The organism is Actinokineospora auranticolor, assembly GCF_002934265.1.
Classification (GTDB): domain Bacteria; phylum Actinomycetota; class Actinomycetes; order Mycobacteriales; family Pseudonocardiaceae; genus Actinokineospora; species Actinokineospora auranticolor.
The window spans coordinates 15,172-30,563 of sequence record NZ_PTIX01000035.1; the positions used below are offsets into that span (position 1 = coordinate 15,172).

Annotated in this window: 16 protein-coding genes; 9 read left to right on the plus strand and 7 right to left on the minus strand. The window is 71.4% G+C overall.

The features are described from left to right. Nucleotides 1-315: 315 nt before the first annotated feature. Both CLV40_RS34360 and CLV40_RS34365 read right to left on the minus strand, forming a co-directional pair. Complete coding sequence (locus CLV40_RS34360; protein WP_104483202.1) at nt 316-1,173, minus strand: NAD(P)H-binding protein; 858 nt, start codon at nt 1,171-1,173, stop codon at nt 316-318. After that, nucleotides 1,170-1,550, minus strand: a complete 381-nt coding sequence (locus CLV40_RS34365) for a hypothetical protein (RefSeq protein WP_146108382.1) — start codon at nt 1,548-1,550, stop codon at nt 1,170-1,172. The genes CLV40_RS34360 and CLV40_RS34365 overlap by 4 nt, the downstream gene beginning before the upstream one ends. A 105-nt stretch (nt 1,551-1,655) precedes the next feature. Here CLV40_RS34365 and CLV40_RS34370 point away from each other — a divergent pair, with 105 nt between their 5' ends. Then, on the plus strand, nt 1,656-2,528 hold the full coding sequence (locus CLV40_RS34370) for a LysR family transcriptional regulator (RefSeq protein ID WP_104483204.1): 873 nt from the start codon (nt 1,656-1,658) through the stop codon (nt 2,526-2,528). Nucleotides 2,529-2,668: 140 nt separating this feature from the next. Here CLV40_RS34370 and CLV40_RS34375 read toward each other — a convergent pair whose 3' ends face one another. The 4 genes from CLV40_RS34375 to CLV40_RS34390 form a co-directional block, all read right to left on the minus strand. Beyond that, complete coding sequence (locus tag CLV40_RS34375; protein WP_104483205.1) at nt 2,669-3,415, minus strand: acyltransferase; 747 nt, start codon at nt 3,413-3,415, stop codon at nt 2,669-2,671. Next, complete coding sequence (locus CLV40_RS34380) at nt 3,415-4,371, minus strand: class I SAM-dependent methyltransferase (RefSeq protein WP_104483206.1); 957 nt, start codon at nt 4,369-4,371, stop codon at nt 3,415-3,417. The genes CLV40_RS34375 and CLV40_RS34380 overlap by 1 nt, the downstream gene beginning before the upstream one ends. After that, nucleotides 4,361-5,140 (minus strand): enoyl-CoA hydratase/isomerase family protein, encoded by a 780-nt coding sequence (locus tag CLV40_RS34385; protein ID WP_104483207.1) that lies wholly within the window; start codon nt 5,138-5,140, stop codon nt 4,361-4,363. The genes CLV40_RS34380 and CLV40_RS34385 overlap by 11 nt, the downstream gene beginning before the upstream one ends. Before the next feature lie 75 nt (nt 5,141-5,215). Further along, entirely contained in the window at nt 5,216-5,983 is a 768-nt protein-coding gene (locus tag CLV40_RS34390; protein WP_104483244.1) for an ABC transporter ATP-binding protein, read from the minus strand. A 174-nt stretch (nt 5,984-6,157) separates the two neighbouring features. On the opposite strand from CLV40_RS34390, the gene CLV40_RS34395 reads away from it, so the two are divergent. The 7 genes from CLV40_RS34395 (at nt 6,158) to CLV40_RS34425 (ending at nt 13,333) form a co-directional block, all read left to right on the plus strand. After that, the gene (locus tag CLV40_RS34395; protein ID WP_104483208.1) at nt 6,158-6,547 is read left to right on the plus strand and encodes a WXG100 family type VII secretion target; all 390 of its coding nucleotides are present in this window, start codon (nt 6,158-6,160) and stop codon (nt 6,545-6,547) included. After that, nucleotides 6,544-7,881 carry a putative T7SS-secreted protein gene (locus CLV40_RS34400; protein ID WP_104483209.1) on the plus strand — a complete coding sequence of 446 codons (1,338 nt, stop codon included), beginning with the start codon at nt 6,544-6,546 and terminating at the stop codon, nt 7,879-7,881. Before CLV40_RS34395 ends, CLV40_RS34400 begins: the two co-directional genes overlap by 4 nt. Before the next feature lie 10 nt (nt 7,882-7,891). Beyond that, nucleotides 7,892-8,530: a hypothetical protein gene (locus CLV40_RS34405; protein WP_104483210.1), complete on the plus strand. Its 639-nt coding sequence runs from the start codon at nt 7,892-7,894 to the stop codon at nt 8,528-8,530. 73 nt (nt 8,531-8,603) lie between these two features. Continuing rightward, the gene (gene glgX / locus CLV40_RS34410) at nt 8,604-10,724 is read left to right on the plus strand and encodes a glycogen debranching protein GlgX (RefSeq protein WP_104483211.1); all 2,121 of its coding nucleotides are present in this window, start codon (nt 8,604-8,606) and stop codon (nt 10,722-10,724) included. A 208-nt stretch (nt 10,725-10,932) separates the two neighbouring features. After that, nucleotides 10,933-11,475 carry a cysteine dioxygenase gene (locus CLV40_RS34415; protein ID WP_104483212.1) on the plus strand — a complete coding sequence of 181 codons (543 nt, stop codon included), beginning with the start codon at nt 10,933-10,935 and terminating at the stop codon, nt 11,473-11,475. Then, nucleotides 11,472-11,867, plus strand: coding sequence for a rhodanese-like domain-containing protein (locus CLV40_RS34420; protein ID WP_104483213.1), 396 nt, complete (start codon nt 11,472-11,474; stop codon nt 11,865-11,867). The genes CLV40_RS34415 and CLV40_RS34420 overlap by 4 nt, the downstream gene beginning before the upstream one ends. Nucleotides 11,868-12,652: 785 nt before the next feature. Beyond that, nucleotides 12,653-13,333: a class I SAM-dependent methyltransferase gene (locus CLV40_RS34425; protein WP_104483214.1), complete on the plus strand. Its 681-nt coding sequence runs from the start codon at nt 12,653-12,655 to the stop codon at nt 13,331-13,333. Here the strand turns inward: CLV40_RS34425 and CLV40_RS34430 are convergent. Beyond that, a complete protein-coding gene (locus CLV40_RS34430) occupies nt 13,308-13,910 on the minus strand; it encodes a phosphoribosylanthranilate isomerase (RefSeq protein WP_104483215.1) in 603 nt (200 codons plus the stop codon). The genes CLV40_RS34425 and CLV40_RS34430 overlap by 26 nt on opposite strands. Nucleotides 13,911-14,012: 102 nt before the next feature. Between CLV40_RS34430 and CLV40_RS34435 the strand changes: the two genes are divergently transcribed. Continuing rightward, entirely contained in the window at nt 14,013-15,146 is a 1,134-nt protein-coding gene (locus CLV40_RS34435) for a hypothetical protein (RefSeq protein ID WP_104483216.1), read from the plus strand. Nucleotides 15,147-15,392: the final 246 nt, after the last annotated feature.

The following is a 15,392-nucleotide window of genomic DNA, read 5'->3' on the forward strand; positions in this document are numbered from 1 at the left end:
TGTTGGGCCTCGGGGTGGTCAAGACAAGAGTGAGCCCAGTCCCAGCCAAGCCGCATACGCCCGCTCACCCCAGGCCGCCTCGCAGCTCCCCTCACCCCGCCAGGCTGAACCCGCTACCGCCGACGTGTACCAGGCCGACCCACCACTCAATTCCATGGCACACCATGTGGCGGGGGCGCGTTGCGTTCTGCGGGAGCTGGGATCCTGCGGCGGTTGTGTGGATGGCTCGGGAGAGAAGGGGGTTGGGAGCGGGAAGGGTCGGGTGCCTGGCAAGCGGTGGGATCGTGCGGTTGTTCGCCAGTTGTGGTTGTTGGGCTAGTTGGTCGCCGCTTGCTGCGGGGGAGTCGTTGTGGGGGCGCCGAATGCCGGGGCGTGTTCGTGGAGGAAGTTGTCCAGGGAGCGTGGGGGGCGACCGAGTAGGCGGGATACCGTGTCGTTCGGGTGTTCCGGGTGGGTGGTGGACAGGTGCTGGATTTCCAGGACGTGGTTCACCAGCCAATCCGGGGCGCCGCGCAGGTCGGCGCGTAGTTCGTCCGGGGTGATGTTGACGCAGCGGGTCGGCCTGCCTGCCGCTGTCAGCTTGGCGGCGACCTCCGGGTACGATACCGCCTCCGGGCCTGTCAGCACGTGGGTGCCGGTGGCGCCGAAGGTGAGTGCGTTCACGGCCACGTCCGCCACGTCCCGCGCGTCCACCATGTTCAGTCTGGTGTCGCCGGTCGTGGTCGGGAACCAGCCCGTGGCGCGGATGCGGTCGGCGTGGAAGAGCAGGTTCTGGAAGAACGCGTACGGCCGCAGGAACGTGTGCGTGATCCCCCACGACCGCACCGCCTCCTCAACCCGGTGGTGCAGCCGGGCAACCGCGACCGGCGAGTTCTCGGGCCCAGGCGCGGACAGCTTGACCAGGTGACCCACACGGGCGCGGGCGGCCTCGTCGACCACGCCGAGTTCGATCGCCTCCTGGCGTGGACCGTTCCCCATCGCCAGGAACAAGCCTGCCGCGCCGGTCAGGGCCGCGCGCACCGCGCCGGGGTCTGCCGCGTCGCCGATGACCTGTTCGACGCCGGGGAGGTCGGTGGGGGTGCGGACCAGGGCGCGGGTCGGTACGCCCTGGGCGCGGAGTCCGCGCAGGACGGCGCGGCCGGTGGTGCCGGTGCCGCCGATGACGACGATCATGATTCCTTCTTCCGGTTGGTGGTGCGGGCCGCCGTGATGACGCCGCCGAGTGCGGCGGAGGGCACGGCGTCGAGGAACAGGGTTGGCGCGGCCAGTCCGGTGTGGACCAGGGCGAGGCTCGCGGCGAACGCCAGGGCCGCGCACAGCACGGCGCCGAGCAGCATGCGGACCGCGCGCCCGCCGCCGCGTGGGGCGAAGGTGACGGCGAGCGCGGCGAGCGCGGACGGGATGGCGATCGTGGTGACCGACGCCGCCGCCAGCCGGTGGTCGTCGACGGCCAGTGCGCTGGCGTAGCTCATGGCGGCGGGCATGACGTACGCCGGGATGACGTTCATCGCGATCGTCGCGAGGGTCGACCGTTGCGCTGTTCGGGGCACGGGTGCGCTCCTGGGGTTGGTCCTTGGGATGTCACCAACGGTAGGAGCGTTGTCCGAGGTGAACTAGTGAGTGGATTCCGAACGGACTGTTCCACCAGTGGCACAATGTCGGGTGTGGAGGAACTGGGTGACGTGGCGGTCTTCGTCCGGGTTGTGGAGGCGGGGAGCTTCTCCGCCGCCGCGCGGGCGCTGTGGATGCCGAAGTCGTCGGTGAGCCGCCGCGTCGCGCGGTTGGAGAACCGGTTGGGGGTGCGCCTGCTGCACCGCACCACCCGGTCGCTGTCGTTGACCGACGCGGGCCGCGCCTACCACGCGCGGGTGTCGGTCGCACTGTCCGAATTGGACTCGGCAGCGGGCGCGGCGGCGGACAGCCGAGAAGCACCGCGCGGTCTGGTGCGGTTGGCCGCGCGGCCGGACGTGGGCGCGGAGGTCCTCCCGGAACTGGTCGCCGCGTTCCTGACCCGGCACCCGGAGATGCGGGTGGAGGTGGTGCTGTCGACGTCGGTCGACCTGGTGGAGGGCGGCTTCGACCTGGCGCTGCGCGCGGGGGAGGGCGGTAGCGGCTCGACCCGGCTCCAGGACGCCCGCTTCCGCCTGTTCGCATCACCGGTTTACCTGGCGCGCAAGGGAATCCCGCAACGACCGGCAGACCTGGCCGCACACCTGTGCCTCCGCTTCGGCGACGCCGACCGCTGGCACCTGCACGGCCCACGCGGAGAGGTGTCGGTTGAGGTATCCGGCCAACTGGCCGCCGACGACCTGTCCTTCGTCCGCCGGGCAGCGGTGGCCGGGGCGGGGATCGCGCTGCTGCCCGAACCGGCGGTCGCGGCATCGGTGCGAGGCGGACTGCTGACGCTGGTGCTGCCGGACCACCACGCCGAGGGCCGACCGCTGCACCTGGTGGTACCGTCCAACCGGCACCTGCCGTTGCGGGTGGCGGTGCTGCGGGACTTCCTGGTGGCGAACTTCCCCCGCTGACCGCTTGGGTTCCAACGCCCAGCACAAGAGGCTGTTCTGGTCAACCCTGCTGGTCGTGCATGGGTGGGCTGGTCGTCGTTCGACCTAGCGGTGCTGCGGGACTGCCTGGTGGCGAACCCCGCTGATAGAGCAGGGGTTCCCTAGGACTCCAATGTCTTCCGCAGTGCCTTCGCCGCCTTGCGGGCCATGTCGGCCACCGCTTCCCGGCGGTCGGCGTCGGCGGCGAAGGCGGCGCGGCGGTCGCGGACGACCTTCGCCGGGATGCCCGCCGCCACCGCGTAGTCCGGGACGTCGCCGCGGACCACGGCGTGGGCGCCGATGACGCAGCCCCGACCGATCCGGGTGCCCTTGGTGACCGTGACCTTCGTGCACAGCCACGTGTCCGGGCCGATCCGCACCGGGGACTTCGCTATGCCCTGGTCCTTGATGGGCAGGGTGATGTCCGCGGTCACGTGGTCGAAGTCGCAGATGTAGACCCAGTCCGCGACCAGTGCCGCCTCGCCCAACTCGATGTCCAGGTAGCAGTTGACGACGTTCTGCCGCCCGAACACCACCTTGTCCCCGATGCGCAGCGACCCCTCGTGGCAGCGGATCGCGTTGCCGTCGCCGATGTGCACCCACCGCCCGATCTCCAGGCGGCCGTAGCCGGGGCGGGCGTGGATCTCGACGTCCTTGCCCAGGAACACCATGCCCCTCAGCACGACGTGCGGGTTGGCCAGCCGGAACTTCAGCAGCCGCCAGTAGCGCACCAGGTACCAGGGCGTGTAGGCCCGGTTGCGCAGCACCCAGCGCAGCGAGGCCACGGTCAGGAAGCGGGCCTGGGCCGGGTCGCGCCGACCCCGGGCCCGCAGCCGCGAGGCCAGGGGGGCGCCCCACATCGACGTCATCAGAACGGCTTGCGGCCGGTGATCAGGACGTTGTAGAACAGCTCGCGCGGCAGCACCTTGCGCAGCACGCGTTCGTCCAGCCAGGACAGTCGCTGCCAGGTGCGGTAGGCGAACATGGCCCAGCCGAAGCCGAGCTTCTCGCGGGGGACCGCCGCCTCGAAGGTGCGCACCGGCCACCCGAACAGCGCCGCCGACAGCTCCTCCGTGCTCGCGCGGACCTCGACCATGCCCGCGTCCCCGGCCAGGGCCTCCAGCTCGGTCGGGTCGAAGGTGTGCAGGTCGACCACGGCCTCCAGGGCCGCCGCGCGCGAGGACTCGTCCAGTTCCTCCTGCGGGCGGCGCCACTCCCGCAGCGGTTCGAGCTTGGTGACGTTGGTCGTCAGCCACCACGTCACGCGGCCCAGCCTGCGCGCGTACCAGTCGCCGACCTTCGTGGGCTCGCCCGCGAACACGAACCGGCCGCCGGGCTTGAGCACCCGGCGGATCTCGCGGAAGGCCGCGGGCAGGTCCGGGATGTGGTGCAGCACGGCGTGCCCGACCACCAGGTCGAACGACTCGTCGTCGTACGGGAGGCGCTCCGCGTCCGCGACCCGCCCCTCGACGTCGAGCCCCAGCGCCTCCGCGTTGCGCAGCGCCACCTGGACCATGCCCGGTGACAGGTCGGTGACGTGCCCCTTCTTGATCACGCCGCCCTGCATCAGGTTCAGCAGGAAGAAACCCGTGCCGCAGCCCAACTCCATCGCGTCCTCGTACGGCCAACCCTGCTCGCCCGCGGCGGTGCGGAAGCGGCCGGTGGCGTACTCGATGCAGCGCTCGTCGTAGGAGATCGACCACTTCTCGTCGTACGTGCCCGCTTCCCAGTCGTGGTAGAGGACGTTGGCGAGCTTGGGGTCGTCGTAGGCCGCGGCCACCTCTTCGGCGGTGGCGTGCGGGTTGGGGGCTGGGTCACCGGCCATGGAATTCGGCCTTTCCTGGGCCGTTCTCGATGAACGAGGTGAGGCCCGTGGTCTTGTCCTCGGTGGCGAACAGTCCGGCGAAGAGGGTCGTCTCCAGGCGTAGACCGCTGTTGAGGTCGCCGTCGAGCCCGCCATCGATGGCCGCCTTGGCCGCCGCCAGCGCGCGCGAGGCGCCCGTGGTGAACTGGCCCGCCCAGCGCTTCGCGGCGTCGTAGACGTCGTCCGGGGCGACGACCTCGTCGACCATGCCGATCGTCAGCGCCTCGTCCGCCTTGACGAACCGTCCCGTGTAGACGATGTCCTTGGCGCGGCTCGGGCCGATCAGCCGGGTCAGCCGCTGGGTGCCGCCCGCGCCGGGGATCAGGCCGAGCAGCGTCTCCGGCTGCCCCACCTTGGCGTTGTCACCGGCGATCCGGCGGTCGCAGCACAGGGCCAGCTCGTAGCCGCCGCCGAGCGCGAACCCGGTGATGGCCGCGACGGTCGGCTTCGGCAACGCGGCCACGATCGACAGGGACTCCGACAGCTCGGGGGCGTAGTCGCTGATGTCGGTGTACGACATCGTGGCGAACTCCTTGACGTCCGCGCCCGCCGCGAACACCTTCGGTCCACCGTAGACGATCACCGCCCGGACGTCCGCGCGCGACCCCGCTTCCAGCGCCGCGGCCCGGATCTCCGCCTGCACCTGCCGGTTGATCGCGTTCATCGGCGGCCGGTCCAGCCGGATGGTGCCGATGCCGTCCGCGACGTCCAGCGAAACGAACTCACCCACGGTCCACTGCCCTCCTGTCGGTGGTCGGCCACGGGATCGCCGCGACCGTCGAAAGGTTACCTGTCGGTAGGTCGGTTAGCCGCGTCGGCGCGCGAAGTACCGGTCGCCGGAGCGCTCGAGCTCCAGCGGCTGGCCGAAGGCGGCCGACAGGTTCTCCCCCGTCAGCACGTCCTCGATCAGGCCCTGCGCGACGACCCCGCCGGAGGACAGCAGCAGCAGGTGGGTGAAGCCGGGCGGGATCTCCTCGACGTGGTGGGTGACCAGCACGGTCGCGGGCGCGTCGGGGTCCAGCGCCAGGTCGGTCAGCCGGGCCACGAGGTCCTCGCGGCCACCCAGGTCCAGGCCCGCGGCGGGCTCGTCGAGCAGTAGCAGCTCCGGGTCGGTCATCAGCGCGCGGGCGATCAGCGTCCGCTTGCGCTCGCCCTCCGACAGCGTGCCGAAGGAGCGGTCGGCCAGCCCGGCGATGCCCATGGTCTTGAGCAGGTCCTCGGCCCGGCCGGTGTCGAGCCGGTCGTACTCCTCGCGCCAGCGGCCCAGCACGGCGTAGCCCGCGCTGACCACGACGTCGGCGACCTTCTCGTCGGCGGGCACCCGACCGGCCAGCGCCGCGGTGGCGAAGCCGATGCGGGTGCGCAGCTCGAACACGTTCACCCGGCCCAGCCGTTCCCCCAGGACGTGCACGGTGCCGGTGCTCGGGTGCAGCTCGGCGCCCGCCAGGCGCAGCAGCGTGGTCTTGCCCGCGCCGTTGCTGCCCAGCACCACCCAGCGCTCGTCGAGCTCCACGCTCCAGCTCACGCCTTTGAGCAGGTCGTTGGTGCCGCGGCGGACCCCCACGTCCGCCATGTGCAGCACGAGGTCGTCGAGGTTGTCCGGGTGCGTGTCGGGCTGAGTCCGAGAGGTCACGGCGCCATTCTGCCTTTGCCCACCCGTGCCCCGTGCTTGCCTCCCTGCGCACCCCGCCCCGTCCGCGGTACGGCGGCGGGGTTGACTTGCCGCGAACGCGAGAGGGAGGGCGGCATGGCCGGTGGATACACGGTCGACACGACGAGTTTGGCGATCCGCGTCGGGGAGCTGAAGGCGCTGGCGGAGGAGGTCGACGCCGCCGCCGGGGCGCTCCAGGGCGCCAGTGGCGACCTCGGGCCGGGGGACCTGGCCGCCGCTGCCCAGGAGGTCGCCGACCAGTGGCGCGACGACCTCGGGTCGATGCGCGACAAGATCGACAAGATCGCCGACAACGTGCGCCGCGCGGTCGACAACTACGAGCAGGTCGAGCAGGGCGGTGCGGACCGGATGCGGCTGCTGGTGAACAACACCGTGGCCGAGCAGCAGATGCAGGCCCTGCGCGCGGGCACGGCTCGGCGGCTGGGCGCGATCGACCAGGTGCTCAACCCCGGGGGCACGCCGTGAGGAGCTACCCGACCCTGGGCTTCGACCCCGTCCCCGGCGAGCAGGCCGCCGTGCGCACCACGCTGGTCAACCTCGCCGAGGTGCAGACCATGCTGGGTGAGGTCACGCCCCGGCTGACCGAGGCGTGCAAGATCACCGACGACGCGGACTGGGGCGGTTCGGCCGCCGAGGAGTTCAGCGACCACGGCGACGACCTGCCCAAGGGCATCGCCAAGGGCGCCGAGTCCATGCAGGCCGTCACGAAGGCCCTGCTGACCTGGGCTGGCCGGATGAAGGCCAACCAGGACAAGGCCGACGAGCTGGAGGCCAAGGCCAAGCGGCTCAAGCAGCAGGCCTCGGACGCCGCCAACGCCGAATCCGCCGCCGCGGGTGCCATCCCGCGTGACACCTCGCACCCCCAGTACGACTCCCGCTACAACGCCTTCCTGGCCGCCGTCGACGCCGCGTCCACCGCCCAGGCCGCCTTCGACAAGGTCATCGACGACGCGCGCAGGCTGGAGCGCAAGCACCTCCGCGAGGCGAACGAGACCGCCGAGCAGATCCGCAGCGGCCCCGACGAGGTGTTCAAGCCGGAGAACGACGGCTGGGACGTCCAGGTCCTCGACGGCATCGCCCGCACCTCCGGCATCGTCTCCAGCGCCGCGGCCGTCGTCGCCGCGGGCTCGCTGGCGATCCCGCTGGTCGGCGAGGCCGTCGCCCCGGTCGCGGGCACGGTCTCGGCGGGCGCGGGCACGGTGAACACGCTGGCTGGCCTGGGGCAGAAGGCCGTCGGCTCGGCCAACGCGCCGTCCTGGCTCGACATCGGGCTGGGCGCCATCCCCGGGCGCACGATCACCTCCGGCGTGGTCGGTGCGGGCAAGGGCTTGCTTGGCGACGCCGTCGAGGGCGGCAGCAGGCTGCGGCGGGTCACCAAGGGCGCCGCGGACGGCGCGCGCGGCGGTTTCGAGTCCGAAGGACTGGGCAAGCTCACCAAGGACCTGCGCGAACTGCGGGAACTGGCCGAGAACAACGGGTCGGTCCGCGACGCGATCCGCGAGAAGGCGCTCAAGGACCTGCGCGAGAAGGGCGACAAGGTCGCCGCCCGCTTCCAGGACCCCGAGAAGTTCACCCAGGCCCAGCGCGACGCCCTCGGCAGGCTGCGCGCGGCGGGCGACGCGTTCACCGCGGCCGTCGACACCACGGTCAAGTCCGCCCAGGCCGCGGGCGTCGAGTTCACCCCCGCGCAGCGCCGGGAGATCGAACTGCTCAAGCTCGCGGGCAACCCGGGTCGCGCGGGAGCGGAGAAGGCGGCCATCAACATGACGGCGTCCGAACTCCGGGAGCCGCTCAAGTGAGGGGACGCCGATGAGGCTGGACCTGCCGGACGCGGTCCGCCCGCTGCCGCTGGACGACCCCGACCGGGCCGTCGCCGAGTTCGCGGGCGTCATCGGCGACCTGCGCGACGTCCCGGCGGGCGCCGCGGCGGACCTGGAGGCGCTGGCCGCCGAGGGCGTGGACGCGGCGCTGCGCGAGGGCGCGGTGCTGATGGCCGTGGTCACCCCGGAGGGCGCCGACCCGGCCCTGCTGACCGGCGTCGCCCTGGCCGTGCCGCCCACCTGGGACCTCGAGACCGCCGACCGGGTGCGCGACTCCGTCGAGGAGACCGGCGGCCCGGACGTGCGGGAGACCGTCGTGGTCGAGAGCGCCGTGGGACCCGCGGTGGTGGCGCAGCGGGTGCCGGGCGTCGAGCAGGCGCGGGAGGGCAGGCCCGCGGTGGTGCAGTTGCAGGCGTTCATCCCGGATCCCGCGTCGGGGCGGATGCTGCTGCTGACCCTGGCGAGCCCGTCGAGCCGGGGCTGGGCCGCGCACCAGGCGTTGTTCACCCGGATGGTGGCCTCGGCTCGGCCGTCCGGGGACACGGAACCGGTTCAGCGGCCCCGTCCGGCCCCGGTTCCGCCGCCGGACGACGACGAATCCTTCGAAAACCACACCTTCCGGCTCTGACGAACGGGGGTCAATCGATCTTCGCCGGGCCGGTTGCCTCGATCGTGTCGGCACTCTGGTACAGGATGGACGGGTGCCGCACACAGCCCCACGCCCCGGACACCCGTTCCCGCTCGGCGCCCACCCCGAGGCGGGGGGCGTGCGCTTCGCCGTGGCCTCGTCCGCCGCGGACGCGGTGGAGCTGTGCCTGATCTCCGACGGCGACCACGGCGAACCCGTGGAGCAGCGGATCGAGCTGACCGAGCGCACCTTCGGCATCTGGCACAGCGTCATCCCGGGCGTCACCCCCGGCCAGCGCTACGGCTACCGCGTGCACGGCCCGTACGACCCGGGCCGCGGCCTGCGCTGCAACCCCACCAAGCTGCTGGTCGACCCGTACGCGCGGCGCATCGCGGGCGCGGTCACCGACCTCGGCGCCACCCGCGGCTACCGGGGCGACCCGATGACCGGCGCTCCCTCGCGGATCGACTCCCTCGGCTCCGTCCCCCTGTCGGTGGTCACCTCACCGGGTGGACCCGACACCGGCGCCCGGCCGGACGTGCCGTTCGAGGAGACCGTCGTCTACGAGCTGCACGTGCGCGGGTTCACCAAGCTGCACCCCGACGTGCCCAAGCACCTGCGCGGCACCTACCTGGGCCTGGCGCACCCGGCCGTCGTCGAGCACCTGGTCCGGCTCGGGGTGACCGCCGTCGAGCTGCTGCCCGTGCACACCCACGCCGACGAGCCGATGCTGCTGCGCTCCGGTCGGCACAACTACTGGGGCTACTCGACCCTGGGCTACCTCGCGCCGCACGCGGGCTACGCCAGCCGCCCCGGCCACGAGGTCGAGGAGTTCCGCACGATGGTCGCCGCGCTGCACGCGGTCGGCATCGAGGTCATCCTCGACGTGGTCTACAACCACACCTGCGAGGGTGGGGTCGCCGGTCCGACGCTGTCCATGCGCGGGTTCGACGCGCCCGCCTACTACCTGATCGACGGCAACGGCCGCGACATCGACCTCACCGGCTGCGGCAACACCCTCGACCCCGGCTCGCCGACCGTGGTGCGGCTGGTCACCGACTCGATGCGCTACTTCGCCGCCGAGCTGGGCGTCGACGGGTTCCGCCTCGACCTGGCCAGCGCGCTGGGCAGGCCCGGCGGCGGCGGGTTCGACCCGAACGCCGCGCTGCTGACCGCGATCACCAGCGACCCGGTGCTGGCCAAGCTCAAGCTGATCGCCGAGCCGTGGGACGCGACGGGGGAGGGCTACCGGGTCGGCGGGTTCGGCGTGCAGTGGGCGGAGTGGAACGGGCGCTTCCGCGACGGCGTCCGCGACTTCTGGCGCGGCGCCACCGGCCTGCGCGACCTGGCGTACCGGCTGTCGGGCTCGTCGGACCTGTACGCGGGCAGGCGGCCGTGGTCGTCGGTCAACTTCGTCACCGCGCACGACGGGTTCACCCTGCGCGACCTGGTGTCCTACGACCACAAGCACAACCACGAGAACGGCGAGCACGGCGCCGACGGCACCAACGACAACCGCTCGTGGAACTGCGGCATCGAGGGCGAGACCGGTGACCCGGGGGTGCTGGCGCTGCGCGATCGGCAGGCCCGCAACCTGCTCGGCACGCTGCTGCTGTCCACCGGCACGCCGATGCTGGTCGCCGGTGACGAGCGGTGGCGCACCCAGCACGGCAACAACAACGCGTACTGCCTCGACAACCAGACGTCATGGGTGGACTGGTGCGCCGACAAGCGCGGCGACGACCTGCTGGCGTTCACCCGCAGGTTGATCGCCCTGCGCGCCGACTCGCCCGCGCTGCGCCAACCGCAGTTCTTCGACGGCCGCCCCACCCGCTCCGGCGAACCGGACCTGGTCTGGTTCCGGCCCGACGGCGAACCGATGGTCGAGGGCGACTGGTTCGACGAGGGCCGCCGCACCATCGGCATGTGGATCGACGGCTCCGAGTGCCTGTCCCGCAACCGCGAGGGCGAACTGGTCGCGGACGACTCGTGGCTGTTGCTGCTGCACGCGGGCGCCGACAACGCCGAGGTCGCGCTACCAGGTGACCGTTACGGCCGCAGGTACATCCCGGTGCTGGACAGCGGCACCGCGCGGGGCGTCCCGAAGGACGCGGACCCCCTTCCCCCAGGCAAGCGGATCGTGCTGCCCGGCCGCACCCTGCTGCTGTTGCGCGCACCACGTATCAATCCGTGAGACACGTGGCCGGGCCGCTTGGCCCGTGCCACGATCGCGTCGTGACCCGGTCGCTGTTCCCGTTGCTGTTCTGGTGCGACCGCACGATCGATCTCCTGCTGGTGGCGTCGTGCGGCTGTAGGCCCACGCGCCGCCGCACGGCTCAAACCTGACGCCATGCCGCGCCGCGTTCACCTGTCACCCGCTGACACCCGAACGAGGAGAAGTCATGAGCACCCCGGTCTTCGACGTCGAGGTACACCCCCGGTTCGACCAGGAGGCGCTGGGCGAGCTGATCGCCCCACGTGATCCACTGTGGACACCACGGGAACTGCGCGACCTGACGTCGTCGATAGTCACCGACCACGCCCCCCGCCTGCTCGACGTCGTGCGGTTCGCCAGCCCGCAGCGCTGGTGGACCCGACTGGCGCTGACCGACGAGGTGGAGGTCTGGCTGCTCTCGTGGCTGCCCGGCCAGGGCACGGCCCCGCACGACCACGGCGGGGCGTCCGGTTCGTTCACGGTCCTGCTGGGCGAACTGGCGGAGACCTACCGCTACCCGGCGGGCCCGATCCGCAACTCCCTGCACAGCCCAGGCGACTCGATCGGCTTCGGACAGGGACGGGCGCACATCGTGCAGAACCTGAGCCGAGCCCAGTCGGCCAGCGTGCACGCGTATTCGCCGCCGTTGGTTCCCACGCGCAACTACGCCAGCCTGCGTGACGTGCCGGACGAGATCCCGGCCCTCCCGATCCAGCGACTCCCCCGATGAGCGCCGTTGATGATCTCTTGGCGGACGCCAGGTCCACGCTGACCCGAGTGGACCCCCACGCGGCCCTGCGGTTGCAGGAGGGGGGAGCGCTGCTCGTCGACATCCGCCCGATCGCCAACCGGGCTGCGGAAGGAGAGATCCCGGACGCCGTCCCGATCGAACGGATCCACCTGGAGTGGCGGCTGGATCCGGGGGGCAGCCACCGGATTGGTGGATTCACCAGGGACACTCCGGTAGTGGTCCTCTGCAACGAGGGCTACGCCTCGTCGCTGGCCGCCCGTGACCTCCAGCGGCTCGGCTTGGCACACGCGACTGATTTGGTTGGTGGGTTTCGGGCTTGGAAGGCGGCGGGCTTACCGGTTCGGGAGGGTGGGACACCCGCGATCCCTTAGCAAACGCTTGCGGGGGTTGTCCACAGGCTTGATCGTCTTCGCTCGGAACTGTTGGTCCCCTTGGCTAGAATTGGCATTGGGGGCCGGAGGCGTGCGTTGACCGTCTTCATGGTCGCGGAGTGCGGCTTGGCGGGTCTGCTGGGTTGATCGGTCCGGCCCCACGCGAAAATCATGGGCGTCCTCGATTGGGTGAACTTGCTTTGCGCGGGGCCCCTACGGACCTGCGGTGGGGAAGAGCGGTGGGGAGGGGCAAGCCCACCCCACCTGCGAGATAGCTTGGCAGGTCCGTCCCCCCACGCAAAGCAAGTCCACCCAATCAAGGCGTATAGCGGGGGCGCGTTGCGTTCTGGTGGGGGCTTGGGCTCAAGCGGCGGTTGAGGGGTGGGTCCGGGGAGGAACGGAACCGCTGGACTGGGTGGCGGGAACACGTTGCGTTGAGGGGTGGGTTGGGCTTCTGCGGCGGTCGCGGGGGCGGTCCGGGAAGGAACGGAACAGCTCGGACTCGGTGACGGGAACACGTTGCGCTGGGAGGCGGGTTGGGCTTCTGCGGCGGTCGCGGGGGCGGTCCGGGAAGGAACAGAACGGCCTGGAGCTGCGGCGGGGACATGTCGCGTTGAGTGGGGCTGGGATCCTGCGGCGGTTGTGGGGGTGGCTGGTGGGGGGTGGGCTTGTGTTGCCTCACGGCCGGGCGGTGGTTGGTGGGGTGGACCTGGTGTTGGGGATGTGGGGTTCGGCTCTGCGCTGAACATGTGGCGCGGGTGGTCGGCTGTCGGTGCACTGGGGGTATGGCGGCTTATGACGAGATCGCGGATTGGTACGAGAACCAGTTCCTCACCAGCAGACGCCTCCCGCTGGGGGCGCCTGGGCGGGATCCGCTCGACATCGATCGGACCATCCGTCAGCTGCTGGGCGAGGGTGTGGGTGTCTGCCTGGAGATCGGCTGTGGCACGGGCATCAACGCGCACGTTGTTCGGGAGCTTGGGTGGGTGCCGGTCGGTGTTGATCTCTCCGTCGGCATGCTCGGGCACGCTCTGCTGCGCCTGCCTGTCGCGTTGGCCGATGCCAAGCGGCTTCCCTTTCGGGACAGCGGTATTCCGGCTGTCGTCTCCGTCATGGTGCACACCGATATGCCCGGCTACCCCGACATCATCCAGGAAGCGGCCAGGGTGCTCGAGCCCGGTGGTGTGCTGGTGCACGTCGGTGTTCATCCCTGCTTCTGCGGTGGGTTCGCCGATCGCGCGGACCCGGAAGCCGTCGTGGTTCGGCGTGGTTACCTTGATCGTCACTGGACCACGGACTCGTGGACCGACCAGGGGCTCCGCGACAAGGTCGGTGCGGCGCACTGGTCGATGCCCGAACTCCTGCACGCCTTCCTCGACGCCGGTCTCGCCGTCGAGCGGTTCGCCGAGGGGGGATCCCCGACTCCGATGGTGTTCGCGGTCAGGGCGCGGCGCGGGCCGCGCTGAGGAACGCTCGGATCAGGTCCGGGTCCTTCACCCCACGGCTCGACTCGACGCCGGAGGACACGTCGACGCCCCAGGGGTGGGCGGCGGCGATGGCGGTGGCGACGTTGTCGGGGGTGAGGCCGCCTGCCAGGAGCCAGTCGCCGGTCGGTCGTCGGTTGTCCAATGTGGACAGGTTCCAGCGTTCGCCCGAGCCCGCGACCGGGGAGTCGAGCAGGAGGAGGTCCTCGCCCCACGCGCCCGTCGCCAACTCGGTCTCCGGGCCGAGGGCGGTTGCGCGGATGAGCTTGACCGGGAGGTCCGCCAGGGCGGCGAAGGACTCTCGGGGGTAGTCGCCGTGGAGTTGGATGGCCGCGAGGCCTGCGTCCTGGGTCATCGAGGCCGCGGTTTCGGCGGGGATGCCCGCGAAGACCCCTACCGTCAGCACGGTCGGGGGGACTTCCGCGGCCAGTGCGCGGGCCTGGTCGACCGTCACCTTGCGGGCGCTCTCGGCGAACACGAAACCCACCGCGTCGGCTCCGGCGGCGACGGCGACCGCGACGTCCGAGGGGGTGCGCAGACCGCAGACCTTGGTGAACACCCCACGAGACTACCTGCGGGAACACGACTCGATCGTGGCAACCGGGAAGGGGAACCCGGCACCCTGGCGTAGCGTCTGTTGCTCGTGCGGCTCCTCCGAATTGTGCGCCACCCCCTCATCCTGCTGACCGCGGCCGTGTGCGCGGTGGTGGTACCCCTGCACGGTTCACCCGCCCTCCCCGTGGCCGCCCTCGGCGAGCTGACGGGCCTGCTCGCCGGTCTGCTGGCCCTGCAACTCGGCCTCCTCGCCGGAGCGCTGATCACCGGCGCCCGCGTCCACCAGGTCGTCATCGGTGTCGGCACCCGCGTCGTCGACTGGACCACCCCGCGCCGCGTTGTGGTGCTGCGGGCGCTGCCGCTGCTGCTGTCGGTGTCGGTCGGGCCCGGCAAATCCCCGGCGCGGCTGCGCATGTGGGGTGCGGCGCTCAGTTCGGCCGTGCTCGGTGTGGCGGCGACGGCGACGGCCGTGGTTCTCGCCTGCACCGCTCGCAACGGCTTCGGCACCGCGGTCGCGGTCGGCTGCGCGGCCACCGTCGGCTACGCGCTCGTCCCGCGGAAGACGGCGGGCTCGACGTCGACCGGGTGGCTCCTGCTGCACCTGCTCCGGCTGACCGGTGTGCGGGCACGGCAACTGGACGCGGCACCGTTGGTCACCAGCACCGTCGACGCCATCCAGGACGGCGACATCGAGCACGCCGTCGACCTCGCCGCACGCATTGCGGACGAATACCCGACGTTGCGAACCGCGACGGCCGCGCGGGTGCTGGTGCTGCAGGCGCAGGGCAGATACGCCGAGGCCCTGCTCCTTGCGATGACGTTGGCCGGGGACCACGAGCAGACGCCGCAGGAGGCGGCCGTTGCGTTCGCAGCCCTCGCGGGGCTGGCCTACGCGACCGTCGAGGCGGGCCAGTTGGAACCCGAACTAGGACTGGGCACCGCCGCGCAGGCACTCGAGAACGCGGAAACCCTCGGTTACCCCACCCACAAACTCAACGGCTCCCGCGCGTTGCGGGAACTCCTTCTCGGCAACGCGGACAAGGCCGTCACCCTCGCTCGCCTCTCCGCCGACAGCAGCGACGACCGCCTCGGCCGAGCCGACGACCTGGCCACCTTGGCGCGGGCGCACATGGCGGCGGGGAACAACCCCGCCGCCCGAGCGGCGCTGCGTGAAGCGGAGGCCATCGTGCCGTGGTGGCCTCGGGTGGCCGTTACGCGCAGCCGACTCGACCTGGCCTGACCCCGCCCGGCAGGACCGGCCCCCTCGGGCATAGTTAGGTATCTCCGGTGCCCGTGCCCGCGCCGAAGATTCTCTGATCGCGGGTTATCCACATGCCCGGGATTCGTCCGCAGAGGCTTATTCACGCCCCGCAATGATCACCCCGAAGCGTGTGACAGCGGCCCGTTTGCGAGAATTCGGCTACCACGCATCATTCTCGAAAACGGGCCGTGTCTGTGTATCCTGCCACTGGCCTCGGTCGAGGCT